The sequence below is a fragment of the Pseudomonas fluorescens Q2-87 genome, from assembly GCF_000281895.1.
In the GTDB taxonomy this organism is placed as follows: domain Bacteria; phylum Pseudomonadota; class Gammaproteobacteria; order Pseudomonadales; family Pseudomonadaceae; genus Aquipseudomonas; species Aquipseudomonas fluorescens_S.
The window spans coordinates 1878912-1904572 of the sequence record NZ_CM001558.1; the positions used below are offsets into that span (position 1 = coordinate 1878912).

Consider the following 25661-nt stretch of genomic DNA (forward strand, 5'->3'; position numbering starts at 1 on the left):
TCTGCGGTAAACACAGAATATGTGAACATCCGCGATCCTGTGTGGGAGCGGGCTTGCTCGCGAAGGGGCCTTTGAATCCTGTGATCCGCTGAATTAGGCATTGCTCTACAGTTTTGCCGTGCCTGGCCGTTAATACAGCTAACCACGCCAATAACACCCATAAGAGTGAACAGCATGCGCATGAGCCTGAAGGCTAAAGTCCTGTCCCTTGCGATACTGCCGGTATTGCTGTCCGCCGTGATCATCAGCCTGACCACGGCCTTCATTCTCAATGAACAAGCCAGCAAAGAGGTCCAGCAGACCCGCGAACGACTGCTGGCCGACGCCAAGGCCACACTGCAGAACTACGTGGCGGTGGGGCTCACCGCCATCAAGCCGCTGTACGATGCCGCGGCCCCGGGTGATAAAGAGGCGCGCGCCCAGGCGATCAAGTTGCTGTCGAGTGTCAGCTACGGCAAGGACGGCTACTTCTTCGGCTACGATTCCGAAACCGTGCGCCTGTTCAAGGCCAACAGCCCCGACGGTGTGGGCAAGAGCTTCAAGGACAACCGCGACCCCAACGGCGTCTACGTCAACCGCGACCTGGTGAAGGTCGCCAAGGACGGGACGCATTACCTGGAATACAGCTCGCCACTGCCCAATAGCCAGGAGTTAGTGCCCAAGCTCGGCTACACCGAATACCTATCCAAGTGGGACATGGCGGTCGGCAGTTCGGTCAACCTGGACGGCATCGAAGCCCAGGTGGCGTTGGTGGAGGCTAAGGTCCACGAGCGTGTGCAAGGCGTGATCCTCAGTATTGTCGGTATTGCCGCCGTGGTATTGCTGGTGATTGCGGTCGTGGGCCTGTTGCTGGCCAACACGATCTTGCGGCCGCTGCACCTGATGAAAGACAACCTCGACGACATCGCAGCGGGCGAGGGCGACCTGACGCGCCGTCTGGCGATCACCAGCCAGGACGAACTCGGTGAATTGGCCGGCTCGTTCAACCGCTTTGTCGACAAGATCCACGGCCTGGTGCGGCAGATTACCGACATGACCTCGCAACTGACCGGGCTGGTGACGCAAGTTTCCGAACAGGCCCAGCGCTCGGAGCAGGCCATGGAGCGCCAGCGTCACGAAACCGATCAGGTCGCCACCGCCATCAACGAAATGTCTTCGGCTGCACAAGAAGTGGCCCGCAGCGCCCAAGGCGCCGCCGTCGCGGCCCAGCAGACCGACGAGGAAGGCCAGTCCGCCAAGCGCGTGGTGGCCGGCAGCATCCAGCAGATTCACGCGCTGGTGAACGACATTCGCAGCAGCGGCGTGTCCCTGGACAGCCTGCAGCAGGACGTCGCCTCGATTGTCAGCGTACTTGGGGTGATTCGTTCGATTGCCGAGCAGACCAACCTGCTGGCCCTGAACGCGGCCATCGAGGCTGCGCGTGCCGGGGAAGCGGGGCGTGGATTCGCCGTGGTGGCCGATGAAGTGCGGGCCCTGGCCAGCCGGACTCAGCAAAGCACCCAGGAAATCCAGGGCATGATCGACCGCTTGCAATCGGGCACCCATGCGGCAGTGGAAGCGATGCGCCGTTCCAGCGAGGCCGGCGATGGCACCTCGGTGCGAGCCAACGAAGCGGGTGCGTCCCTGGACACCATGGCGCAACTGATCGGCACCATCAATTCGATGAACGCCCAGATCGCCAGCGCCGCTGAAGAGCAAACCGCCGTGGCCGAGGAAATCAACCGCAGCGTGCATCAGATCGCGGTGGCGGTGGACAGCGTTGCCGACGAAACCCAACTTGGCGCCCAGACCTCCCGCAGCCTGGCAGACCTGGGCCAGCGCCTGGGCAAACTGGTGGGGCAGTTCCGAATCTGATCCCGCCGCAGCAGGAGCTGCCGAAGGCTGCGATCTTTCGCTCTCGATCCAGATGTTTCGCCTGGGCTACCAGGCCCTATCGGGAGTGGAGGATCGCAGCCTTCGGCAGTTTCTGCTGGACGAATCGTTCCGCGAATTCAGTCGGGCACATTGCCCTGATCAGGCAGGCAAACCGCTCAGATCCCGCATCAACAACCCAAACTGCAAATCCACCGCATCCGGAATCGGCACATACACCACATGCCCATCTCCCGGCGCCACTTCGATGCCTTGGCCTTTGGCGTTTTGCAACTGATGCAGGTCGAAGTGGAAATTGCCCTTGGGCGTCATCAGTTCCAAATGATCCCCCAGGCCGAAACGGTTCTTGACCCGCACCTCGGCCAGGCGTTCGCGCCGTTCGCCGGTCAGTTCGCCGACGAACTGCTGGCGCTCCGACACCGAGCTGCCGTTCTGGTAGTTCTGGTATTCATCATGCACGTGGCGCCTTAGGAAACCTTCGGTGTAGCCGCGCTGGGCCAGGGACTCCAGGTCGTTCATCAGGGTGCGGTCAAATTCCCGACCGGCCACCGCGTCATCGATGGCGCGGCGATACACCTGGGCGGTGCGTGCGCAATAGAAGTGCGATTTGGTCCGGCCTTCGATCTTCAGTGAATGCACGCCCATGCGGGCCAGGCGCTCCACATGCTGGACGGCGCGCAGGTCCTTGGCATTCATGATGTAGGTGCCATGTTCGTCTTCGAAGGCCGGCATCGACTCGTCCGGGCGGTTCGCCTCTTGAAGCAGGAACACTTGCTCGGTGGGCGCGCCCAGGCCCAGGGTCGGCTCGGGTTGATAGGTGTGCACGATGTCGCCCACGGCGTTTTCCATTGCCGGTTGCGCCGAATACTTCCAGCGACAGGCATTGGTGCAACTGCCCTGGTTGGCGTCGCGCTTGTTCAGGTAACCGGACAACAGGCAGCGTCCGGAATAGGCCATGCACAGCGCGCCGTGGACGAACACTTCCAGCTCCATGGCGGGCACCTGCTGGCGAATTTCGGCGATCTCCTCCAGGGACAGTTCTCGCGACAGGATGATCCGGCTCAGACCCTGTTGCTGCCAGAACTCGACGCTCGCCCAGTTCACCGTGTTGGCTTGCACCGACAGGTGGATCGGCATCTGCGGGAAATGCCGGCGCACCAACATGATCAGCCCCGGGTCGGACATGATCAATGCGTCCGGCGCCATGGCGATCACCGGCTCCAGGTCCTTGAGGAACGTGCGCAGCTTGGCATTGTGCGGCGCGATGTTCACCACCACGTAGAAACGCTTGCCCATGGCCTGGGCCTCGCGAATGCCCAGGGCCAGGTTCGCGTGGTCGAATTCATTGTTGCGTACCCGCAGGCTGTAGCGCGGCTGGCCGGCGTACACCGCATCGGCGCCATAGGCGAAGGCATAACGCATATTTTTCAGGGTGCCGGCGGGAGCGAGCAGTTCGGGGGCGATGAAGGTCATGGTGGCGTCGGGGTCGCAAAAGCGCCGAGGGTACGCCAAGGTGGGCCGGGCCAGATTGACGTGGATCAATACCGGATGCAGATGCGACGGCACTCCGGCGGGTCCGGGCGGACTAATACATATCCCGCCCCTGGACATGGAAAGCTGATGAACCGAAAGATGCTGCAAAATAAATCCCAGATGTTGCTGTTGATGCTGGTCACCATCGCCTTCATCTGGATCCTCTTGCCGTTCTACGGCGCGGTGTTCTGGGCAGTCATCCTCGGTATCGTCTTTGCGCCCATGCAGCGCCGCCTGCAATTGAAATTCGGCTGGCACCGCAACGTCACCTCGTTACTCACCTTGAGCGTCTGCGTGGTCATCGCGATTTTGCCGGTGATTGTCATCAGCACCCTGCTGGTCCAAGAAGGCGCGGCGCTCTACAAGAGCCTGGAAAGCGGCGAGCTGGACATCGCCGATTACCTGGCCCGCTTCAAGGATGCCTTGCCGCCGTACTTCCAGCATCTGCTGGACCGCTTCGGCCTGGGCAACTTGAATGGGTTGCGGGACAAGATCGTCAAGAGCGCAATGCAGGGCAGCGAATTTTTCGCCACCCAGGCCTTCAGTTTCGGACAAGGGACGTTCCAATTCCTGGTCAGCTTCTTCGTGATGCTCTATCTGCTGTTTTTCTTTCTGCGCGATGGTGCCGAACTGGTGCGCAAGGTGCGTTCGGCGGTTCCCCTGGCCGAGCACCAGAAGCGTCGCCTGCAACTGAAATTCAACCGGGTGGTGCGAGCGACGGTGAAGGGCAACCTGCTGGTCGCTATCACCCAAGGGGCACTGGGCGGGCTGATCTTTTGGATTCTGGGGATCGAGACGGTGTTGCCATGGGCCGTGCTGATGGCCTTCCTGTCACTGTTGCCTGCGGTAGGGGCGGGTATAGTCTGGGCGCCGGTGGCGGTGTATTTCCTGCTGTCCGGGGCCATCTGGCAAGGCGTGGTGCTGACGCTGTTCGGGGTGTTCGTGATTGGCCTGGTGGACAACCTGCTGCGTCCGATACTGGTGGGCAAGGACACCAAAATGCCCGATTACATGGTACTCATCTCGACCCTGGGCGGGCTGGCGGTGTTCGGGTTGAACGGCTTCGTGATCGGGCCGCTGATCGCTGCGCTGTTCATGTCGTGTTGGGCCTTGTTTGTCGAAAGCACGCCACGGATACAACTGCCCTAGGCGCTGAGCACGTAGGGCCCGATGCGCTGCGACAAGGCCTGGGCGGCGGGCAGGGAAGTCAGCGGGCCGCTGATGGTCACGCCGTCCTGCACCAGATACCAGCAGGCCAGCAAGCCGCGGTCCCGGAGTGGGGCGGGGACGGCGCTGCCAATGACAGACATGATTTGAACCTTGGGCATGGGAAACCTCCATCAATCGATGGGGTTACCCTACGGCTCCGCCGGGACGAGGAAAAATCAACCGCCTCAATAGTAGGAATCGACGCCGCTCAATCGACCACCAGGTCGAGCATGTGCACCACTTCCTGCTCGTTGAGCAGGCCCTTGCGTACCAGGTTTTCCGCCAGCAGCGAGAGGAACTTGGCGCTGCGATGGCCTTCCAGGTGCTTGAGTTCGGTCAGCGCGTTGTACACCTTGCTGGAGGTGCACAGGCCAACGATGCGGTGGGGGTTTTGTGTAGGCATACCTTCGTCCTTGTTTTTATGAAGCTGTTGTTGACGGACAGCGCCAGCTTGCGGCACGGCCATGACGCTCAAGTGACAGCTTGGGTTGTCGGAAAAAGAAAGCAGGATTCAGACCATAATGCCTTTTTGGCGCCAGATTAATGTTCCGGCAGCGACCTCGGACAGGCTGATACGGCCACCGGTTGGTTTTCGCCCACAAAAAAGCCCCTGAATCTTTCGATTCAGGGGCTTGATGTGTTGCTGTCTGGCTCCACGACCTGGACTCGAACCAGGGACCCAGTGATTAACAGTCACTTGCTCTACCAACTGAGCTATCGCGGAATGACGCGTATGTTACTGATTGGAAAAGAGAAGTCAAGCTTCTAATGCCGGCCGGCAGATTCCCATGGCCGATGCCCATCGATTCGCAATTTGACGGTTACCGTCACCGCTCGAGAGGGCTACCATGGCCGCCCGGAAGTGGCAGTACGCGCTGACGGCCATTCGCCAGCACAGGTACGCGCCATGAACCATCTGTTACCGCTCCACACAGCCAGTGGCACCGAGGTGTCTCCATGAGCACCGCACATATCAGCTTGCCCAAGGGTGTGGGGCCGCACGCCGAGAAGCTTTACGACGCCATCACCCAGGCTAGCTCCGCCGAAGAGCTGAACCGTGCCGGGGGCAAGGCCGAAGGGTTTGTCCTGGGATTGGAAAGCACCAAGGCCATCAAGAGCCAAGTCGCCGAGTCGTTGTATGTCGTTTATGACGATGCGGCGAGTCAGCGGGCGAGTGAGTTGTAGCCTCGCCGGATACTAAAGCTCCAAAAAAAACGGGAAGCCATGGCTTCCCGTTTTCATCCCGGCGACCTTCAGATCACCTGGACAATCGCCTGGGTCACCGCCTCGATGTTGTTCTGGTTCAGCGCGGCCACGCAGATGCGGCCGGTGTCCAGGGCGTAGATGCCGAACTCGTTGCGCAGACGCGTCACTTGTTCAACGGTCAGGCCGGAGTAGGAGAACATGCCGCTCTGGCGTGCCACGAAGCTGAAGTCATGGCCTGGCGCGGCCTTGGCCAGCATGTCCACCATCTGGTTGCGCATGCCGCGAATGCGCAGGCGCATTTCGGCCAGTTCGGCTTCCCACTGGGCCCGCAGCTCCGGGCTGTTGAGTACGGCGGCAACGATGCTTGCGCCGTGAGTCGGTGGGTTGGAGTAGTTGGTGCGGATCACGCGCTTGACCTGGGACAGCACGCGGGCGCTTTCTTCTTTCGATTCGCTGACGATCGACAGGGCACCGACGCGCTCGCCGTACAGGGAGAACGACTTGGAGAAGGAGCTGGAGGCAAAGAAGGTCAAGCCCGACTCAGCGAACAGGCGCACGGCCGCGGCGTCTTCTTCGATGCCGGCGCCAAAGCCCTGGTAGGCCATGTCCAGGAACGGGATGTGGTTCTTGGCCTTGACCACAGCCAGCACGTTTTTCCAGTCTTCGGGGCTCAAGTCCACGCCAGTCGGGTTATGGCAGCAGGCATGCAGCACGACGATCGAGCGGTCGGGCAGGGCGTTGAGGTCTTCCAGCAGGCCGGCGCGGTTCACGTCATGGGTGGCGGCGTCGTAGTAGCGATAGTTCTGCACCGGGAAACCGGCAGTTTCGAACAGGGCGCGGTGGTTTTCCCAGCTTGGATCGCTGATGGCCACGACGGCGTCAGGCAGCAATTGCTTGAGGAAGTCTGCGCCGATCTTCAGTGCACCTGTGCCGCCCACGGCCTGGGTGGTGATGACCCGGCCGGCAGCGATCAGCGGCGAATCCTTGCCGAACAGCAAGGTCTGGACCGCCTGGTCGTAGGCGGCAATGCCGTCGATCGGCAGGTAGCCACGGGAAACGTGCTGAGCCACACGGGTCGTCTCGGCTTCAACGACAGCGCGCAGGAGTGGAATGCGCCCCTCCTCGTTGCAGTAAACACCTACGCCCAGGTTCACCTTATTGGTACGAGGGTCGGCGTTGAATGCTTCGTTGAGGCCCAGGATGGGGTCGCGTGGTGCCAATTCGACAGCAGAAAACAGGCTCATTATTGCGCGGCTCTGAATGGAGTGAGAGGGGACGTGTCGCGCTCCAGCCGAATGCACTAGAGCGGTGCACAAACGGGGAGCTAGTATAGAGGCCATCACCGGGCGCGGCGACAGGCGATTCGGCTTTTACGGTAAGTATTTTCGTTTTTTTTCGACCGTTAGTCCCTTCGCCGCATCAAAGTCTTCAAGGGGTGTAGGACGTTCGTCTTGAAAGCGAAGGCATTCACCTCCACATTGTGGGTATTCCAGCTTTTTCCTCGGGCGACATCAGTCGTTTCGGTCTTTCTCGTTCCTGTCGGCTGGCCGACCGGGGTGAACCAGAGGTTATGTCATGTCTCAATTCCAGCTCGTCACTCGATTCCAGCCCGCCGGCGACCAGCCGGAAGCCATCCGCCTGATGGTCGAGGGCATCGAGGCTGGCCTGGCGCACCAGACGTTGCTCGGTGTGACCGGCTCGGGCAAGACCTTCAGCATTGCCAACGTGATCGCCCAGATCCAGCGCCCGACCCTGGTGCTGGCGCCGAACAAGACCCTGGCGGCGCAGTTGTACGGTGAGTTCAAGGCGTTTTTCCCGAATAACGCGGTGGAGTACTTCGTCTCCTATTACGATTACTACCAGCCCGAGGCCTACGTGCCATCGTCGGACACCTTCATCGAGAAGGACGCCTCGATCAACGACCACATCGAACAGATGCGGCTGTCGGCCACCAAGGCCCTGCTGGAGCGCAAGGACGCGATCATCGTCACCACGGTGTCATGCATCTATGGCTTGGGCAGCCCGGAAACCTATCTGAAGATGGTGCTGCACGTGGATCGCGGCGACAAACTCGACCAGCGCGCCTTGCTGCGGCGCCTGGCGGATTTGCAATACACCCGCAACGACATGGATTTCGCCCGTGCGACGTTCCGGGTGCGTGGCGACGTGATCGACATCTATCCGGCAGAATCCGACCTGGAAGCGATCCGCATCGAGCTGTTCGACGATGAAGTGGAAAGTATTTCGGCCTTCGACCCGCTCACTGGCGAAGTCATCCGCAAACTGCCGCGCTTCACGTTCTATCCCAAGAGCCACTACGTGACGCCGCGCGAAACCCTGCTGGGCGCCATCGAGGGGATCAAGGTCGAGTTGCAGGAGCGCCTGGAGTACCTGCGTTCGAACAACAAGCTGGTGGAGGCCCAGCGCCTGGAGCAGCGGACCCGGTTTGACCTGGAAATGATCCTGGAGCTGGGCTACTGCAACGGTATCGAAAACTACTCGCGCTACCTGTCGGGCCGCCCGGCCGGTGCGCCGCCGCCGACCTTGTACGACTATCTGCCGGCCGATGCCTTGCTGGTGATCGACGAATCCCACGTCAGCGTGCCCCAGGTCGGCGCGATGTACAAAGGCGACCGTTCGCGCAAGGAAACGCTGGTGGAATACGGTTTCCGCCTGCCTTCGGCCTTGGACAACCGGCCGATGCGCTTCGATGAATGGGAAAGCGTGAGCCCGCAGACGATCTTCGTCTCGGCCACTCCGGGCAACTACGAGGCCGAGCATGCCGGGCGGGTGGTCGAGCAGGTGGTGCGGCCGACCGGGCTGGTGGACCCGCAAGTCGAGGTGCGCCCGGCGTTGACCCAGGTCGATGATCTTCTCTCCGAAATCAGCAAGCGCGTGGCGGTGGAAGAGCGGGTGCTGGTGACCACGTTGACCAAGCGCATGGCCGAAGACCTCACCGATTACCTGGCCGACCATGGTGTGCGGGTGCGTTACCTGCACTCGGACATCGACACGGTGGAGCGGGTCGAGATCATCCGCGACCTGCGCCTGGGTACCTTCGATGTACTGGTGGGCATCAACCTGCTGCGTGAAGGCCTGGACATGCCGGAAGTGTCACTGGTGGCGATTCTCGACGCCGACAAGGAAGGTTTCCTGCGTTCGGAGCGTTCGTTGATCCAGACCATCGGTCGCGCGGCGCGTAACCTCAATGGCCGGGCGATTCTCTATGCCGACCGCATCACCGGTTCCATGGAGCGAGCGATTGGCGAAACCGAACGCCGTCGCGACAAGCAGATTGCGTTCAACCTGGCCAACGGCATCACGCCCAAAGGCGTGTTCAAGGACGTCGCCGATATCATGGAAGGCGCCACCGTGCCCGGCTCGCGAAGCAAGAAGCGCAAGGGCATGGCCAAGGCGGCCGAAGAAAGCGCCCGCTACGAAGCCGAACTGCGTTCGCCGAGCGAAATCACCAAGCGTATCCGGCAATTGGAAGAGAAGATGTACCAGTTGGCTCGGGACTTGGAATTCGAAGCGGCGGCGCAATTGCGTGATGAGATTGGCAAGTTGCGCGAGCGGTTGCTGACTGTCTGAGTCTTTGCGGTGGCTTTGATGGCCTCTTCGCGAGCAAGCCCGCTCCCACAGTTGACCGCGTCGTCCAGGCTTCATGCGGTCTCCTGTGTGGGAGCGGGCTTGCTCGCGAATGGAGCGACGCGGTCTGAAAGAAAAGACTCATATCCCGCTCTGACTGGAGCCCGCCCGCCATCGCCTGTTACCATTCGCCCCCTGTTCGACCTTCGCTTTTATATTCTTTTCGAGACAAGCCATGACCACCGTCCGCACCCGCATCGCGCCGTCGCCCACTGGCGATCCCCATGTCGGCACCGCCTACATCGCTTTGTTCAACTATTGCTTTGCCAAACAGCACGGCGGCGAGTTCATCCTGCGGATCGAGGACACCGACCAATTGCGTTCGACGCGTGAGTCCGAACAGCAGATTTTCGACGCCCTGCGTTGGTTGGGCATCGACTGGAGCGAAGGCCCGGACGTCGGCGGCCCCCATGGCCCGTATCGCCAGAGCGAGCGCGGTGATATTTACCAGCAGTACTGCCAGCAACTGGTCGACATGGGGCATGCATTCCCATGTTTCTGCACCGCCGAAGAACTGGACCAGATGCGCGCCGAGCAAATGGCCCGTGGTGAAACCCCACGCTACGACGGCCGTGCACTGCTGCTGTCCAAAGAAGAAGTCGCCCGTCGCCTGGCGGCTGGCGAGCCTCACGTCATCCGCATGAAGGTGCCGTCCGAAGGCGTCTGCGTGGTGCCGGACATGTTGCGCGGCGATGTTGAAATCCCGTGGGACCGCATGGACATGCAGGTGCTGATGAAGACCGACGGCTTGCCGACGTACTTCCTGGCCAACGTGGTCGACGATCACCTGATGGGCATCACTCACGTATTGCGCGGTGAAGAATGGCTGCCGTCGGCACCGAAACTGATCCTGCTTTACGAGTACTTTGGCTGGGAACAACCGCAGCTGTGCTACATGCCGCTGCTGCGTAACCCGGACAAGAGCAAGCTGTCCAAGCGCAAGAACCCGACATCGGTGACCTTCTACGAGCGCATGGGCTTCATGCCCGAGGCGATGCTCAACTACTTGGGTCGCATGGGCTGGTCGATGCCGGACGAGCGTGAGAAGTTCTCGCTGCAAGAGATGGTCGAGCACTTCGATCTGTCGCGCGTCTCCCTAGGTGGGCCGATTTTCGACATTGAGAAACTGTCGTGGCTCAACGGCCAGTGGCTGCGGGACCTGCCGGTGGAAGAATTCGCCGCGCGCGTGCAGAAATGGGCCTTGAACCCTGAGTACATGATGAAGATCGCGCCCCATGTGCAGGGCAGGGTAGAAACCTTCAGCCAGATCGCGCCATTGGCCGGCTTCTTCTTTGCCGGTGGCGTGACGCCGGATGCGAAGCTGTTCGAATCCAAGAAGCTTTCTGGCGACCAGGTGCGCCAGTTGATGCAACTGATCCTGTGGAAGCTCGAAAGCTTGCGTCAGTGGGAGAAGGACAGCATTACCGCGACCATCCAGGTTGTGGTCGAGTCGCTGGAGCTGAAACTGCGCGATGCCATGCCGCTGATGTTCGCCGCCATTACCGGCCAGGCCAGCTCGGTGTCGGTGCTCGATGCGATGGAAATCCTCGGGCCGGACCTGACCCGTTTCCGCCTGCGCCAGGCCCTCGATCTGCTCGGTGGTGTGTCGAAGAAGGAAAACAAGGAGTGGGAAAAACTGCTGGGCGCGATTGCATAATCGGTCGATGGGGCAGGGCATACCCCGGTTTTCCGGGGTTTGTCGGTAAGTGATTGTTATCCCGGCAAAAAATTTTCAAATATGTTGAAAATAAATTTGACAGCCCTCCGATACGCCCTTAAGATTCGCCCCGTCCTCAGCGATGAGGGGCTATAGCTCAGCTGGGAGAGCGCTTGCATGGCATGCAAGAGGTCGACGGTTCGATCCCGTCTAGCTCCACCAATTTTACACTTCAAGGCCTGGCCACACCGGCCTTGAAGGGATCAACACTCAGCGTTGATCAGTTGTAGAAAGGGTTTGCGTCCCCTTCGTCTAGTGGCCTAGGACACCGCCCTTTCACGGCGGTAACAGGGGTTCGAGTCCCCTAGGGGACGCCAGTTTTACAGAAGCGATGTTGCAAGATGTCGCTCCGCCGCGAGGCGAAAAATCCGGGGCTATAGCTCAGCTGGGAGAGCGCTTGCATGGCATGCAAGAGGTCGACGGTTCGATCCCGTCTAGCTCCACCAAACGTCAGGTTCAAGGTCTGGCCACACCGGCCTTGAATCGATCAGTTCTCAGCGCTGATCAAGCAAGAAGGTTTGTGTCCCCTTCGTCTAGTGGCCTAGGACACCGCCCTTTCACGGCGGTAACAGGGGTTCGAGTCCCCTAGGGGACGCCACGATTACCCGCTCTGCGGGATTTTATAAGGGTCATTCAATTCTTGAATGGCCCTTTTGTTTGTCTGGCGTTCAGCCAATTCTCTATTTATCGAAAAAAGCGCTTCTGACCAACGGTCAGAATTTCTGCTTGCAGAAAATTATTATAGAGATAATATTTCAATCGTAATATTCGGAGGCAGCGATGAGCGATAAAAAAGCACAGACCCGTGAACGTATTCTCAAGGCGGCCAGCGACGCGCTGATCCAACGCGGCCCGGCTGAGCCGAGCGTGGGCGAGGTGATGGGCGCGGCAGGGCTGACAGTGGGCGGTTTCTATGCTCACTTCGAAAGCAAGGACGCCTTGATGCTCGAAGCGTTCAAGCAGTTGCTCAATCGGCGTCGCGGCCTGATCGCCGATATGGATGCCGAGTTGACCGGTGAAGAGCGGCGCGCTTTGGTGGCGGCGTTCTATCTGTCGCGCAAGCACCGGGATTCCACTGAACAAGCCTGCCCGATCCCCGCATCGGTTGGTGAGCTCGGACGGCTGCCGGATGCGTTTCGTGACGTACTCAATGAACACATCGAGCTGATGGCCGCGCAGTTGGCGGCCAGCCCGGAAGATGCCGACAAGGCCTTGGCCGACATTGCCTTGATGGTCGGTGGCCTGGCCCTGGCACGGGCTTTGGGCCCCGGAGAGTTATCGGATCGTTTGCTGCGGGCCGCCAAGTCGGCGGTGCGTTGAGCTGAGGCGCAAGCCCTGGAGACAAGCAATGGACAGGTTGAGCTGGATTCGTGGTGTCAATGGCACGCTGGGCCGGGTAGCGCCGCAGCTGGTAGCGAAGAAAATGCGCACGCTGTTCATGCGGCCCCGAAACCTGCCGCCGCGGGACTGGGAGTTGCCATTGCTGGCGAGTTCCGAGCGCATCACCTTGCGCTTTGGCTTATCGGCCTTGCGTTGGGGCAAGGGGCCGGCGGTGTTGCTGATGCACGGCTGGGAAGGTCGGCCTACCCAGTTCGCGGCGCTGATCACGGCGCTGGTCGAGGCCGGTTACACAGTCGTCGCCCTGGACGGCCCGGCTCACGGTCGCTCGCCTGGCCGCGAGGCGAATGTCCTGCTGTTCGCCAGGGCCATGCTCGAGGCTGCGGCTGAATTGCCACCGCTCCAGGCCGTGATCGGCCATTCCATGGGGGGGGCCAGTGCGATGCTGGCGGTTCAGTTGGGTTTGCGTACCGAGGCGTTGGTCAGCATTGCCGCGCCAGCGCGCATCCTCGGCGTGCTACGCGGTTTCGCCCGGCTGATGGGCATGCCGCCCAAGGCGCGCTCGGCGTTCATTCGCCAGGTGGAAAGCGATGTAGGCATGCCGGCTTCGAAGATGGATGTGGCGCACTACCAACTGGATGTGCCCGGATTGATCGTTCATGCCGAGGATGACACTTCGGTTTCGGTCAAGGAATCCGAATTGATTCATGAAGTCTGGTTCGACAGTCGTCTGCTGCGATTGCCTCAGGGCGGACATCAGCGGGTGCTGGCCGATCAACGCGTCGTTGATGGCGTGTTATCACTGCTGGCCGGACGCAGCCTGCAAGCGCGGCAATCGGCTTGAGCATCCGTTACACTGCCCCGATCCAAATTCTGACGGGAGAGGGGCATGGGCTGGGATCGGGCAACGCCGTTCATCATTGATCTCCAGGTAGCGGCCGAAGACATCGACGGGCTGGGCCACGCCAACAATGCGGTATACGTTACATGGCTGGAACGCTGCGCCTGGCGTCATTCCCAGCGCCTGGGGCTGGACCTGGTGGAGTATCGGCGGCTGGACCGAGCCATGGCGGTGGTGCGTCATGAAATCGATTACCTGGCAGCTGCCTATGAAGGCGACGAGTTGCAGTTGGCCACCTGGATTGTCGACTGGGACCAGCGGTTGAAGATGACCCGGCATTTCCAGCTGGTGCGCCCCAGTGACAACACCACCTTGTTACGTGCCCAGACCACCTTTGTCTGCATCGAACTGTCCACCGGTAGGCCCAAGCGCATGCCGGCGGAGTTCATCGAAGGTTATGGTGTGGCGCTCGATCCGTCTGGCATTTCCATAGACTGACCCAGCGCTATCGCGAGCAAGCTCGCTCCCACAGGGGATTGGAGTGGACGCGACTTCTCTGCTCACCAAAATCCTGTGGGAGCGGGCTTTATGGTGAATGCCGGGTATGCCGGCAAAATCCGGTAAACTGCCGCACGTTTTTTCGTTGAGTGTGTTTTTCCATGCAAATTGCCCTGGCACCCATGGAGGGGTTGGTTGACAACATCCTCCGGGATGTCCTGACCCGTGTCGGCGGTATCGACTGGTGTGTCACCGAGTTCATCCGCATCAACGACCGCCTGCTCACGCCGGCCTATTTCCACAAGCTCGGCCCCGAATTGTTGACTGGAGCCCGGACCGCTGCCGGCGTGCCGTTGCGGGTGCAATTGCTGGGGTCCGATCCGGTGTGCCTGGCGGAGAACGCGGCGTTGGCGTGCGAGTTGGGGTCGCAAGTCATTGACCTGAACTTCGGTTGCCCGGCCAAGACGGTGAATAAATCCCGGGGCGGCGCGGTATTGCTCAAGGAGCCGGAGCTGCTCAACCAAATCGTCGAGCACGTGCGCCGCGCGGTGCCCAAGCACATTCCCGTTACCGCCAAGATGCGCCTGGGTTTCGACAGCCCGGACGGCGCGCTGGTTTGCGCCACGGCCCTGGCCGAAGGCGGCGCGGCGCACATCGTGGTGCATGCCCGGACCAAGGTCGACGGCTACAAGCCGCCGGCGCACTGGGAGTGGATTCCCCGGGTCCAGGACGTGGTGAAGGTGCCGGTGTTCGCCAATGGCGATATCTGGAGCGTGGAAGATTGGCGCCGTTGCCGGGAGATCAGCGGCGTCGAGGACATCATGCTCGGGCGCGGCCTGGTGTCTCGCCCGGACCTGGCCCGGCAGATCGCCGCGGCCCGGGCCGGCGAGGAGGTCGTCGAGATGTCCTGGGCCGAGTTGCAGCCGATGCTCCAGGACTTCTGGGTGCAAGTGGTCGAGCAACTGACCCCCCGCCAAGCGCCCGGTCGGTTGAAGCAGTGGTTGGCGATGCTGACCCGCAATTACCCCGAAGCCGTTGAGCTGTTCAGCGCCGTCCGGCGGGAAACCGACCTGGATGCGGTGGGCCGTTTGCTTGGGGTGCACCGCACTGAAGCGGCCTGAAAAAAATTCAAAAAAAGCTCTTGAAAAGTATTTGGCGGACCCTAGATAGGGGTTACGCGATGCCGAATTCGGGTCGCGGAGACAAAAAACCTTGCTGAATTTTCAGGAGATTTGAATCATGAGTACTGCATTTTCGTTGGCCCCTCTGTTCCGTTCCTCGGTGGGCTTCGACCGTTTCAACGACCTGTTCGAAACCGCACTGCGCAACGAGCCGGGTAGCAGCTATCCACCCTACAACGTGGAAAAATATGGCGATGACGAGTACCGCATTGTGGTCGCCGCCGCCGGGTTCCGGGAAGAAGACCTGGACTTGCAGGTGGAGAAAGGCGTGCTGACCATCAGTGGTGGTAAACGTGAGGCCAGCAACGACAGCGTGACCTACCTGCACCAGGGCATTGCCCAGCGCGCGTTCAAGCTGTCCTTCCGGTTGGCGGATCATATCGAGATCAAGTCCGCCGGCCTGAGCAACGGTCTGTTGAGTATCGACTTGTTGCGGGTGGTGCCGGAAGAGGCGAAAGCCAAGCGCATCCCGATCAATGGGGTGCAGCAACAACCCGCGCTGCAAAACTGATGCATCGCAACTGAAGAAGGGCGCCAGATGGCGCCCTTTTTCGTTTTTGCAAGCAATGAAGGAATAGTTGTGGCGAGGGAGCTTGCTCCCTCATCACAAGAGCTTCCTATCCCGAACACTTAGGGCAACAACCGCTCAAACGCTTCCAGCGGCAGTGGCCGGCTGTGCAGGTAACCCTGGTACAGATGGCAGTCCAGCCCCTGCAGAAAGTGCAACTGCTCCAGGGTTTCCACACCCTCGGCAATCATCACCAGGTTCAGGCTGCGGGCCATGGCGACGATGGCACGGATGATTTCCGCGTCGTTGGGGTCACTGGTGGCGTCGCGCACGAATGACTGGTCGATCTTCAACGTGTCTACCGGTAGGCGCTTGAGGTAGGTCAATGACGAATAACCGGTACCGAAATCGTCCATCGCGAAGCTAACCCCCAACTTTTTGAGGCGACGCATCTTGCTGATCGTGTCGTCCAGGTTCTGGATCACGATGCCCTCGGTGATCTCCAGTTTCAGCATGGAGCAGGGCAGGCCGTGGGTGGCCAGGCTGTTTTCGATACGCTCGACGAAATCGCTCTGGCGGAACTGCCGCGGGCTGATATTCACGCAGAGGCTGAACCGCTGCGGGTCGATCTTGCCCCTGGCGATCAGTTGCTTGAAGCCATCGCAGGCTTCGTCAAGGATCCAGGTCCCGACTTCCAGGATCAGGCCGCTGTCTTCCAGTACCTTGATGAATTCATTGGGCGATTGGGCGCCCAGGTCCGGGTGATGCCAGCGCACCAGGGCTTCGGCCCCGATGATGCGGTTATCCCGGGCATCGACCTGGGGCTGGAAGTGCACGCTGAACTCGCCACGGGCCAGGGCCTGGCGCAGGTCGGTTTCCATGCGCAAGCGTTCACTGGCGGCTTTTTGCATGGTGGCGTGGAACATCTGCGAGGTGTTGCGCCCCGAATCCTTGGCGCGATAAAGCGCAATGTCGGCGCGCTTGAGCAGGTCCGTGGGCGTGGCGCCATGGTCGGGTATCAGCGCTATGCCAATGCTTGGCGTGACCTGCAGCCGCTGGCCGTCGAGAAACATCGGCTCCGAGAGCAGCTCACGCAAGGTGTCGGCCAGCTTCAATACTTGCGTGCCGACTTCGTTGCGGCTGCCTTCCAGACCGCTGAGCAGCACCACGAATTCGTCGCCGCCCAGCCGCGCCACGGTGTCTTCCAGGCGCACACTGGCCTCCAGGCGCGCGGTGATGATCTTCAGCACCGTGTCACCCACCGGATGGCCCAGGGAGTCGTTGATGTGCTTGAAGTGATCCAGGTCGAGAAACAGCAGGGCACCGCGCAGGTCATGGCGCTTGAGCAACGCGATCTGCTGGCTTAGCCGGTCCATCAACAAGGCCCGGTTGGGCAGGTTGGTCAGCGGGTCGTGATAGGCCAGGTGGCGGATCTGGGCCTCGGCGTTGCGCAGCAGGCTCACATCCCGGGCGGTCAGCAACAGGCAGGCGGTTTCGTTGAGCGTGATGGGTTCGACCGATACCTCCACCGTGAGCAATTCCCCACGCTTGTTACGCCCAAGCATTTCCTGGTGAAGCACGCGGCCCTTGAGTTGCAGCTCGGCCAGCAGGGCCGTGCGTTGTTTTTCTTCGGCCCAGATGCCGACCTCATAGACCGTATGCCCGATCACCTCGTCGGCGCGGTAGCCGGTCAGGCGGCAGAAACCGTCGTTGACTTCAAGGTAGCGGCCACTGTCGAGTTCGGTGATGGTGATGGCGTCGGGGCTGGAGTGAAACGCCTTGGCGAACTTCTCCTCGCTGGCCTTGAGGGCCGCTTCGGAGCGTTGTTGCTGGGTGATGTCCCGTAGGGTGGTGACGATGCAGGGCTGGTTGCCGACGTTGATCTGCCGACTGGAGATCACGCAGGTCAGCGGCTGGCCGTTCTTGTGATGAACGACGATGGCGACGTTGCTCAAGGATTGCTCGCGAATCACCCGTTCGATCCGTTGCAGGCTGCTGCCCGACGCGTCCCAAAGGCCGATTTCATCGGCGCTGAGGCCAATTACATCGCTGGCCCCCCAGCCGAAGGTCTGGGTGAAGCTGGAGTTGATTTCAAGGAACCGGCCACTGTCCTGATGAGTGACGCAGATCGGGTCGGGGCTGACCTGGAACAGCGTGGCGAATTTTTCCTCCGAAGCCGCCAGGCTCTGTTCGCGCTCCACCTGGTCGGTGATGTCCAGCAACGTTCCGGCCATGCGCAAGGGGCTGCCGTCGTCGTTGCGGTAGAGGCGGGCGCGGCTTTCCAGATAGCGAGAGCTGCCGTCGGGCAGTTGCACGCGGTAGGTCAATTGATAATTGCCCGCCGGGCCTTCGCGCAGACTGCGGTAGGCGTTACGCATGTTGTTGCGTTCTTCCGTGGGCACCCCCTCGAAGAAGGCATCGAACGATTCATGGAAGGGCTTGGGTTCCAGCCCGTGAAGCTGCGCTGCCCGTGCCGAGCCGTAGAGCATGCCACTGGGAATATGCCAGTCCCAAGTGCCCAATTGTGCGGAATCCAGGGCCAGGTCCAGGCGTTCCTGGCTGTCCTTGAGGGCTCGTTCGGCCAGCTTGCGATCGGTGGTGTCGAGAAAGGTACTCAACAGGTAAGGCTGGCCTTCCAGCTCGACTTTTTGCGCGCTGAGAAGACCGCTATGGACTTGCCCGTTGCTGGCGCGCAGCTCAACTTCCATGCTTGCCAGTTCGCCCCTGCCCTTGATGGCTTCGAGCAGTTTCGCCCGCTGACCGGGATCGACCCACAACCCCAGTTCCAGAGTGGTCCGGCCAATTGCGTCATGCAACGGCCAGCCAAACTGGCTCTCGAAATACTGGTTGGCCTCGCTGATCAGCCCGTCTTCCTGGCGGGTCAACAGCACCATGTTCGGGCTGAGGTGAAACAGCGTGGCGAAACGTTTTTCCGAGCTGCGCAACGCCTGCTCGCGCTCGCGCTGATGGGTAATCTCGCGGATGACCCCGATCATGCGAGGGCGGCCATGCTTATCGGGCAGCACACTGCCATTGATTTCCAGCCAATGCAGGCTGCCGTCGGGCCAGACGATGCGGTGGTGCATCGCCTGTTCCAACGGTGCACCGGCCACCGCGGCGTGAAAGGCGCGCAGGGCTTTGGAACGATCTTCGGGCAGCAATAAGTCCAGGTAGTCCAGGTCTGCTGGCAGCGGATGGCGCGGATCGAAGCCGAACAAGGCCTGGGTGCCTCGGGACCAACTGATCTGCCCGGTCTCGATGTCCCATGACCAGGCACCCAGGCGCGCACCGTTCAGGGCGGCCAGCAACTGCGGCGCGCTGTCCCAGCTTTGCTCGGACCGTTTCGGGTCGAGCGCCTGGATTCGCGGCAGGGGCGGGAGGTGGTCAGCGGGTTTGGGCATTGTTTAAAGAGCCTTGACAGGTTGAGCGTTGGGCACGGGCGTTGCGGCTCTATAGGAGTAGCACAACCTATGCCCTTGTCCCTGGCAGATCGACTTGTGCGTCCAGTAAGGCCATGAAAGCCCGTGCAGCGTTCGACAGCGTGCGTTCGGTGTGCAGGATATAGCCTAGCTGGCGACTGAGCTGTATGCCTGGCAAAGGGATGCGCGCCACCTGCTCGTCGAGCATGGTGCGCGGCAAAACGCTCCAGGCCAGGCCGATGGAGACCATCATTTTTATGGTTTCCAGATAATTCGTGCTCATGGCGATGTTCGGCGTCAGGCCCTGGGCTTCGAACAGCCGCTGCACGATGTGATGGGTAAAGGTATTGCCACCCGGGAAAACCGCCGGATGCAAGGCAATATCCGCCAGGCTGACCGCCTCGTTGCCCAACAGCGCATGTTCCGGGGCGACCACGAAATCCAGCGGGTCGTCCCACACGGGCGTGGCGCGCACCAGCGTGTGGGGTTCGGGAGCAAGGGTAATGACCGCCAGTTCCGCCCGGCCATGGAGGATTTCCTCGTAGGCCACTTCCGAATCCAGGAACTGAATGTCCAGCGCCACCTGCGGGTAGCGTCGGGTGAACTCCCTCAACAAGGGCGGTAAACGGTGCAGGCCGATGTGATGGCTGGTGGCGAGTGTCAGGCGCCCGGTCACTTCGCCGGTCAGGTTGGTCAGGGCGCGGCGGGTGTCGTCCAGCACGTTGAGAATCTGATAGGCCCGTGGCAGAAGGGCCCGGCCGGCTTCCGTCAGGCCTACTTCGCGGCCCAGGCGGTCGAACAGGCGCACCTTGAGTTGCTGCTCAAGGCCGGCAATGCGCTTGCTGATGGCCGGCTGGGTCAAGTGCAGGCGTTCACCAGCACCGGAGAAGCTACCTGTCTCGGCGATGGCAATAAAGGCATTGAGATTGGCGAGGTCCATGGTGGTTTCGCTTGGATTCCAGTTGGTTATGCAAAGTATGAAAAATATGAATTTGAGTTATTTAATGTAACCCCATAGCATCAGCCTCACAAGCCGAGGGGTCATTGATTCCATTCAAGACCCAGGGCATAGAAACAAGCTGATGAGGAACCGTCTGATGGCCGGCAAAACGCTCTACGACAAGCTCTGGGATTCGCATTTGGTCAAGCAGCGCGACGATGGCTCGGCGCTGATCTACATCGATCGTCACATCATTCATGAAGTGACTTCGCCGCAAGCTTTTGAAGGCCTGCGCCTGGCCGGACGCAAGCCTTGGCGTATCGATGCCAACATCGCGACCCCGGACCACAACGTACCGACTACGCCGGAGCGCAAGGGCGGCATCGAAGCCATTGCCGACCAGGTCTCGCGTTTGCAGGTGCAGACCCTCGACGATAACTGCGATGAATACGGCATCGTCGAATTCAAGATGAACGACGTGCGCCAAGGCATCGTCCACGTCATCGGCCCGGAGCAGGGCGCGACCTTGCCGGGCATGACCGTGGTTTGCGGCGACTCGCACACCTCGACCCACGGCGCATTCGGCGCCTTGGCCCATGGCATCGGCACTTCCGAGGTCGAGCACGTGCTCGCCACCCAATGCCTGGTCGCCAAGAAAATGAAGAACATGCTGGTGCGCGTCGAGGGCAAGCTGCCGTTCGGCGTGACCGCCAAGGACATCGTCCTGGCCGTGATCGGCAAGATCGGCACCGCCGGTGGTAACGGCCATGCCATCGAGTTCGCCGGCAGCGCGATCCGCGACCTGTCCGTCGAAGGCCGCATGACCATCTGCAACATGTCCATCGAGGCCGGTGCCCGCGTGGGCCTGGTGGCCGCCGATGAAAAAACCGTGGAATACGTCAAGGGCCGTCCGTTCTCGCCAAAAGGCGCGGAATGGGACCTGGCGGTCGAGGCCTGGAAAGACCTGGTGTCCGATGCCGATGCCAAGTTCGACACCGTGGTCGAACTCGACGCGACCCAGATCAAGCCGCAAGTCAGCTGGGGTACTTCGCCTGAGATGGTGCTGGCTGTGGACCAGAACGTGCCGGATCCGGCCAAGGAAATGGACCTGGTCAAGCGCGACTCCATTGTCCGCGCCTTGAAATACATGGGGCTGAGCGCCAACCAGGCGATCACCGACATCCAGCTCGACCGCGTATTCATCGGCTCCTGCACCAACTCGCGGATCGAAGATTTGCGTGCCGCTGCCGTTATCGCCAAGGGCCGCAAGGTTGCCTCGACCATCAAGCAGGCCATCGTGGTGCCGGGCTCGGGTCTGGTGAAGGCCCAGGCTGAAGCGGAAGGGCTGGACAAGATTTTCCTCGAGGCCGGTTTCGAATGGCGCGAGCCAGGCTGCTCGATGTGCCTGGCGATGAACCCGGATCGTTTGGAGTCGGGCGAGCATTGCGCCTCCACCTCCAACCGTAACTTCGAAGGCCGCCAGGGCGCCGGTGGTCGTACGCACCTGGTGAGCCCGGCCATGGCCGCGGCGGCGGCTGTGAATGGCCGTTTCGTCGACGTCCGCGAATTGATCTGAAGGAGCGCAGCATGAAAGCTTTTACCCAGCACACCGGTCTTGTCGCGCCTTTGGATCGTGCCAACGTCGACACCGACCAGATCATTCCCAAGCAGTTCTTGAAGTCCATCAAGCGCACCGGCTTCGGCCCGAACCTGTTCGATGAGTGGCGCTACCTGGATGTCGGCCAGCCGTACCAGGACAACTCCAAGCGGCCGTTGAACAAGGATTTCGTGCTCAACGCCGAGCGCTACCAGGGCGCCAGCGTGCTGCTGGCCCGCGAGAACTTCGGCTGCGGTTCGAGCCGCGAGCACGCGCCTTGGGCCCTGGAAGAGTACGGTTTTCGCAGCATCATCGCGCCAAGCTACGCCGACATCTTCTTCAACAACAGTTTCAAGAACGGTTTGCTGCCGATCATCCTCAGCGACGCTGAAGTGGATGAGCTGTTCCAGCAGGTTGAGGCCAACCCTGGCTATCAGCTGCAAATCGACCTCGCGGCCCAGACCGTGACCCGTCCCGACGGCAAGGTGCTGAGTTTCGAGATCGACGCGTTCCGCAAGCATTGCCTGCTCAACGGTCTGGACGATATCGGCCTGACCCTGCAGGACGGTGAGGCGATTGCCGCGTTCGAAGCCAAGCATCGGGCGAGCCAGCCTTGGTTGTTTCGCGATGCTTGATTGATTTGAGATTGAGGCAGGCAGTGCCGGCCTCTTCGCGGGCAAGCCCGCTCCCACAGGGGTTCTGTGAACATCACAAATCCAATGTGGGAGCGGGCTTGCTCGCGAAGGTGGCGGCACTAACAACGGCAAGCTACAACCCAAAAGGAAGTCCCATGACCAGCACCGCCCACAGTCAGGTAGTACAAAAGCAATTCGGTGAACAGGCCTCGGCCTATCTGAGCAGTGCTGTTCACGCCCAGGGCGCTGAATTCGCGTTGCTACAGGCTGCGTTGGCCGGTCGGGGCGATGCCCGCGTGCTGGATCTGGGATGTGGAGCCGGCCATGTGAGTTTCCACGTGGCGCCGCTGGCCGATGAAGTGGTGGCCTATGATTTGTCCCAGCAAATGCTCGACGTGGTCGCCACGGCGGCTGCCGAGCGTGGCTTGGGCAATATCAGCACGGTATGCGGCGCCGCCGAGCGCCTGCCGTTCGCCGACGCTGAGTTCGACTTCGTGTTCAGCCGTTATTCGGCGCATCATTGGAGCGACCTGGGCCTGGCGTTGCGCGAGGTGCGCCGCGTGCTCAAGCCGGGCGGGGTAATGGCGTTCATTGATATCCTGTCGCCGGGTACGCCGTTGCTGGACACCTACCTGCAAAGCATTGAAGTGCTGCGCGACACCAGCCATGTGCGCGATTATTCGGCCGCGGAATGGCTGCGCCAGGTCAGCGAAGCGGGGTTGCACACCCGCAGCACCGCTCGCCAGCGTCTGCGCCTGGAGTATCACTCCTGGGTCGAGCGCATGCGCACCCCCGAAGTGATGCGGGCGGCGATCTTGCAGCTGCAGCGCTCGATGGGCGACGAAGTGCGTGAATATTTTGAGATTGAGGCCGATGGTTCGTTCAGTACTGACGTACTGGTGCTGTGGGCCGAGCGATAGCATTTTTCCCGGCCAGGCCAAGGGTACAAAGCCCCGGCCCATGTCGACAGAGCAAACGAGGAAAGCATGAGCAAGCAGATTCTGATTCTCCCAGGTGATGGCATTGGCCCGGAAATCATGGCCGAAGCGGTCAAGGTCCTGGAATTGGCGAACGACAAGTACAGCCTGGGCTTCGAACTGAGCCACGACGTGATCGGCGGCGCTGCCATCGACAAGCACGGCGTGCCCCTGGCCGATGAAACCCTCGACCGTGCCCGCGCAGCCGATGCCGTGCTGCTGGGCGCCGTGGGCGGCCCGAAATGGGACAAGATCGAGCGCGACATTCGTCCTGAACGCGGCCTGTTGAAGATTCGTGCGCAACTGGGCCTGTTCGGCAACCTGCGTCCGGCGATTCTGTACCCGCAACTGGCCGATGCCTCCAGCCTGAAGCCGGAAATCGTCTCGGGCCTGGACATCCTCATCGTTCGTGAGCTGACCGGCGGTATCTACTTCGGCGCCCCCCGTGGCACCCGTGAGCTGGATAATGGCGAGCGCCAGGCCTACGACACCCTGCCTTACAGCGAAAGCGAAATCCGCCGTATCGCCCGGGTCGGTTTCGACATGGCCCGCGTGCGTGGCAAGAAGCTGTGCTCGGTAGACAAGGCCAATGTGCTGGCGTCCAGCCAACTGTGGCGTGAAGTGGTCGAGCAGGTTGCCAAGGATTACCCGGACGTCGAATTGAGCCACATGTACGTCGACAATGCCGCCATGCAATTGGTGCGTGCGCCAAAGCAGTTCGACGTGATCGTCACCGACAACCTGTTCGGCGACATCCTGTCCGACGAAGCGTCGATGCTCACCGGCTCCATCGGCATGCTGCCATCGGCCTCCCTGGACGCCAACAACAAGGGTATGTATGAGCCATGCCACGGTTCGGCGCCGGACATCGCCGGGCAGGGCATTGCCAACCCGTTGGCAACCATTCTGTCGGTGTCGATGATGCTGCGTTACAGTTTCAATCAGGTCGCTGCCGCCGACGCCATCGAGAAGGCCGTCAGCGTGGTGCTGGACCAAGGCTTGCGCACCGGTGACATCTGGTCGGCCGGTTGTACCAGAGTCGGTACCCAGCAAATGGGCGACGCAGTAGTCGCCGCGCTGCGGAATCTGTAATCTTTCGGGCCCACCGCTTCGACGGTGGCCCACTTTTGTATAGGTGTAGTTGCGATGAAACGTGTAGGTCTGATCGGTTGGCGCGGCATGGTCGGTTCCGTGCTCATGCAGCGAATGCTGGAAGAGCAGGATTTCGATCTCATTGAGCCGGTGTTTTTCACCACGTCCAACGTGGGTGGCCAGGGCCCGTCCGTGGGCAAGGACACCGGTGTGCTCAAGGATGCCTACAGCATCGAAGAGCTCAAGACCCTCGACGTGATCCTGACTTGCCAGGGCGGCGACTACACCAGCGAAGTCTTCCCTAAGCTGCGTGAAGCCGGCTGGCAGGGTTACTGGATCGACGCCGCTTCCAGCCTGCGCATGCAGGACGACGCGGTGATCGTCCTCGACCCGGTGAACCGCAAGGTCATCGACCAGCAGTTGGACGCGGGCACCAAGAACTACATCGGCGGCAACTGCACCGTCAGCCTGATGCTGATGGGTTTGGGCGGCTTGTTCGAGGCCGGTCTGGTGGAATGGATGAGCGCCATGACCTACCAGGCGGCTTCTGGTGGCGGCGCGCAGCACATGCGTGAGCTGATCAAGCAAATGGGCGTGACCCACGGCGCTGTCGCTGATGAACTGGCCAACCCGGCCAGCGCCATCCTGGACATCGACCGCAAGGTCGCCGAGGCGATGCGCAGCGATGCGTACCCGACCGAGAATTTTGGCGTGCCGCTGGCCGGCAGCCTGATCCCATGGATCGACAAGGAACTGCCCAACGGCCAGAGCCGTGAAGAGTGGAAGGCCCAGGCCGAGACCAACAAGATCCTCGGTCGCTTCAAGAGCCCGATTCCGGTGGACGGCATCTGCGTGCGCATCGGTGCCATGCGTTGCCACAGCCAGGCGCTGACCATCAAGCTGAACAAGGACGTGCCGATCGCCGACATCGAAGGGCTGATCAGCCAGCACAACCCTTGGGTCAAACTGGTGCCGAACAACCGCGAGATCAGCATGCAGGAGCTGAGCCCGACCAAGGTCACCGGCACCTTGAACGTCCCGGTTGGGCGTTTGCGCAAACTGAACATGGGCTCGCAATTCGTCGGCGCCTTCACCGTTGGCGACCAACTGCTGTGGGGCGCGGCCGAACCGCTGCGTCGCATGCTGCGGATCCTGCTCGAGCGTTGATCGATTGCTGCTGTGAAAGAACCCGTGCCTTGTGAGAGGTGCGGGTTTTTTTATCGGCTCAAAAATGCTCTGCCAACCGTGGGAGCGGGCTTGCTCGCGAATGCGGTAGATCAGTTTGCATCAATATTGAATGTGACGTCGTCTTCGCGAGCAAGCCCGCTCCCACACGGGATCTTCAGTGGGCACAGACCTGTGGGAGCGAGCCTGCTCGCGATGGGGCCAGCCCAGATACCACAAATCCCCCCGCCAATTGCCCGCATACCCATCACCCGGTAAAGTGCCG

Annotated in this window: 21 protein-coding genes and 5 tRNA genes; 19 read left to right on the top strand and 7 right to left on the bottom strand. The window is 61.0% G+C overall.

Going from position 1 to position 25661, the window contains the following annotated elements; genetic code table 11:
- Positions 1-174 precede the first annotated feature (174 nt).
- Positions 175-1854: a methyl-accepting chemotaxis protein gene (locus tag PFLQ2_RS19195; RefSeq protein WP_003179711.1), complete on the top strand. Its 1680-nt coding sequence runs from the start codon at positions 175-177 to the stop codon at positions 1852-1854.
- 159 nt (positions 1855-2013) lie between these two features.
- On the opposite strand, the gene yegQ is transcribed toward PFLQ2_RS19195, so the two are convergent.
- Entirely contained in the window at positions 2014-3345 is a 1332-nt protein-coding gene (yegQ, locus tag PFLQ2_RS19190; RefSeq protein ID WP_003179713.1) for a tRNA 5-hydroxyuridine modification protein YegQ, read from the bottom strand.
- A 147-nt stretch (positions 3346-3492) separates the two neighbouring features.
- On the opposite strand from yegQ, the gene PFLQ2_RS19185 reads away from it, so the two are divergent.
- Entirely contained in the window at positions 3493-4554 is a 1062-nt protein-coding gene (locus PFLQ2_RS19185) for an AI-2E family transporter (RefSeq protein ID WP_003179715.1), read from the top strand.
- Here PFLQ2_RS19185 and PFLQ2_RS19180 read toward each other — a convergent pair.
- The 3 genes from PFLQ2_RS19180 to PFLQ2_RS19170 all read right to left on the bottom strand — a co-directional run bounded on the left by PFLQ2_RS19180 (position 4551) and on the right by PFLQ2_RS19170 (position 5338).
- Positions 4551-4733: a hypothetical protein gene (locus PFLQ2_RS19180; protein WP_003179717.1), complete on the bottom strand. Its 183-nt coding sequence runs from the start codon at positions 4731-4733 to the stop codon at positions 4551-4553. The genes PFLQ2_RS19185 and PFLQ2_RS19180 overlap by 4 nt on opposite strands.
- Before the next feature lie 89 nt (positions 4734-4822).
- On the bottom strand, positions 4823-5017 hold the full coding sequence (locus tag PFLQ2_RS19175; RefSeq protein ID WP_003179723.1) for a hypothetical protein: 195 nt from the start codon (positions 5015-5017) through the stop codon (positions 4823-4825).
- A gap of 245 nt (positions 5018-5262) precedes the next feature.
- A tRNA-Asn gene (locus PFLQ2_RS19170) sits at positions 5263-5338 on the bottom strand.
- Positions 5339-5571: 233 nt separating this feature from the next.
- Here PFLQ2_RS19170 and PFLQ2_RS19165 point away from each other — a divergent pair.
- Complete coding sequence (locus PFLQ2_RS19165; protein ID WP_003179725.1) at positions 5572-5799, top strand: hypothetical protein; 228 nt, start codon at positions 5572-5574, stop codon at positions 5797-5799.
- Between the two features lie 68 nt (positions 5800-5867).
- On the opposite strand, the gene PFLQ2_RS19160 is transcribed toward PFLQ2_RS19165, so the two are convergent.
- The gene (locus tag PFLQ2_RS19160; RefSeq protein ID WP_003179728.1) at positions 5868-7064 is read right to left on the bottom strand and encodes an amino acid aminotransferase; all 1197 of its coding nucleotides are present in this window, start codon (positions 7062-7064) and stop codon (positions 5868-5870) included.
- A gap of 331 nt (positions 7065-7395) precedes the next feature.
- Between PFLQ2_RS19160 and uvrB the strand changes: the two genes are divergently transcribed.
- The 11 genes from uvrB (at position 7396) to PFLQ2_RS19105 (ending at position 15554) form a co-directional block, all read left to right on the top strand.
- The gene (gene uvrB, locus PFLQ2_RS19155; RefSeq protein WP_003179730.1) at positions 7396-9411 is read left to right on the top strand and encodes an excinuclease ABC subunit UvrB; all 2016 of its coding nucleotides are present in this window, start codon (positions 7396-7398) and stop codon (positions 9409-9411) included.
- 232 nt (positions 9412-9643) lie between these two features.
- Entirely contained in the window at positions 9644-11125 is a 1482-nt protein-coding gene (gltX, locus tag PFLQ2_RS19150) for a glutamate--tRNA ligase (RefSeq protein ID WP_003179732.1), read from the top strand.
- 146 nt (positions 11126-11271) lie between these two features.
- Positions 11272-11347 (top strand) — tRNA-Ala (locus PFLQ2_RS19145).
- Positions 11348-11426: 79 nt separating this feature from the next.
- Positions 11427-11502: transfer RNA gene (locus PFLQ2_RS19140), tRNA-Glu, on the top strand.
- 53 nt (positions 11503-11555) lie between these two features.
- Positions 11556-11631 (top strand) — tRNA-Ala (locus tag PFLQ2_RS19135).
- Positions 11632-11707: 76 nt separating this feature from the next.
- Positions 11708-11783: transfer RNA gene (locus tag PFLQ2_RS19130), tRNA-Glu, on the top strand.
- A 182-nt stretch (positions 11784-11965) separates the two neighbouring features.
- The gene (locus tag PFLQ2_RS19125) at positions 11966-12505 is read left to right on the top strand and encodes a TetR/AcrR family transcriptional regulator (protein ID WP_003179734.1); all 540 of its coding nucleotides are present in this window, start codon (positions 11966-11968) and stop codon (positions 12503-12505) included.
- A gap of 28 nt (positions 12506-12533) precedes the next feature.
- A complete protein-coding gene (locus PFLQ2_RS19120) occupies positions 12534-13367 on the top strand; it encodes an alpha/beta fold hydrolase (RefSeq protein WP_003179736.1) in 834 nt (277 codons plus the stop codon).
- A gap of 45 nt (positions 13368-13412) precedes the next feature.
- Positions 13413-13862, top strand: a complete 450-nt coding sequence (locus PFLQ2_RS19115) for an acyl-CoA thioesterase (protein WP_003179738.1) — start codon at positions 13413-13415, stop codon at positions 13860-13862.
- A 161-nt stretch (positions 13863-14023) separates the two neighbouring features.
- Entirely contained in the window at positions 14024-14983 is a 960-nt protein-coding gene (locus PFLQ2_RS19110; protein WP_003179740.1) for a tRNA dihydrouridine synthase, read from the top strand.
- A gap of 118 nt (positions 14984-15101) precedes the next feature.
- Entirely contained in the window at positions 15102-15554 is a 453-nt protein-coding gene (locus PFLQ2_RS19105; RefSeq protein WP_003179742.1) for an Hsp20 family protein, read from the top strand.
- A gap of 119 nt (positions 15555-15673) precedes the next feature.
- On the opposite strand, the gene PFLQ2_RS19100 is transcribed toward PFLQ2_RS19105, so the two are convergent.
- Both PFLQ2_RS19100 and PFLQ2_RS19095 read right to left on the bottom strand, forming a co-directional pair.
- Positions 15674-18952, bottom strand: a complete 3279-nt coding sequence (locus PFLQ2_RS19100; protein ID WP_003179743.1) for an EAL domain-containing protein — start codon at positions 18950-18952, stop codon at positions 15674-15676.
- A gap of 67 nt (positions 18953-19019) precedes the next feature.
- Positions 19020-19910: a LysR family transcriptional regulator gene (locus tag PFLQ2_RS19095; RefSeq protein ID WP_003179745.1), complete on the bottom strand. Its 891-nt coding sequence runs from the start codon at positions 19908-19910 to the stop codon at positions 19020-19022.
- Positions 19911-20067: 157 nt separating this feature from the next.
- On the opposite strand from PFLQ2_RS19095, the gene leuC reads away from it, so the two are divergent.
- The 5 genes from leuC to asd all read left to right on the top strand — a co-directional run bounded on the left by leuC (position 20068) and on the right by asd (position 25378).
- Positions 20068-21486, top strand: coding sequence for a 3-isopropylmalate dehydratase large subunit (gene leuC, locus PFLQ2_RS19090; protein ID WP_003179747.1), 1419 nt, complete (start codon positions 20068-20070; stop codon positions 21484-21486).
- A gap of 11 nt (positions 21487-21497) precedes the next feature.
- Positions 21498-22142 (top strand): 3-isopropylmalate dehydratase small subunit, encoded by a 645-nt coding sequence (gene leuD / locus PFLQ2_RS19085; RefSeq protein WP_003179749.1) that lies wholly within the window; start codon positions 21498-21500, stop codon positions 22140-22142.
- A 155-nt stretch (positions 22143-22297) separates the two neighbouring features.
- Positions 22298-23062 carry a class I SAM-dependent methyltransferase gene (locus PFLQ2_RS19080; RefSeq protein WP_003179751.1) on the top strand — a complete coding sequence of 255 codons (765 nt, stop codon included), beginning with the start codon at positions 22298-22300 and terminating at the stop codon, positions 23060-23062.
- A 66-nt stretch (positions 23063-23128) separates the two neighbouring features.
- Positions 23129-24211 carry a 3-isopropylmalate dehydrogenase gene (leuB, locus tag PFLQ2_RS19075; protein ID WP_003179753.1) on the top strand — a complete coding sequence of 361 codons (1083 nt, stop codon included), beginning with the start codon at positions 23129-23131 and terminating at the stop codon, positions 24209-24211.
- 54 nt (positions 24212-24265) lie between these two features.
- The gene (gene asd / locus PFLQ2_RS19070; protein WP_003179755.1) at positions 24266-25378 is read left to right on the top strand and encodes an aspartate-semialdehyde dehydrogenase; all 1113 of its coding nucleotides are present in this window, start codon (positions 24266-24268) and stop codon (positions 25376-25378) included.
- The last annotated feature ends 283 nt before the right edge of the window (positions 25379-25661 follow it).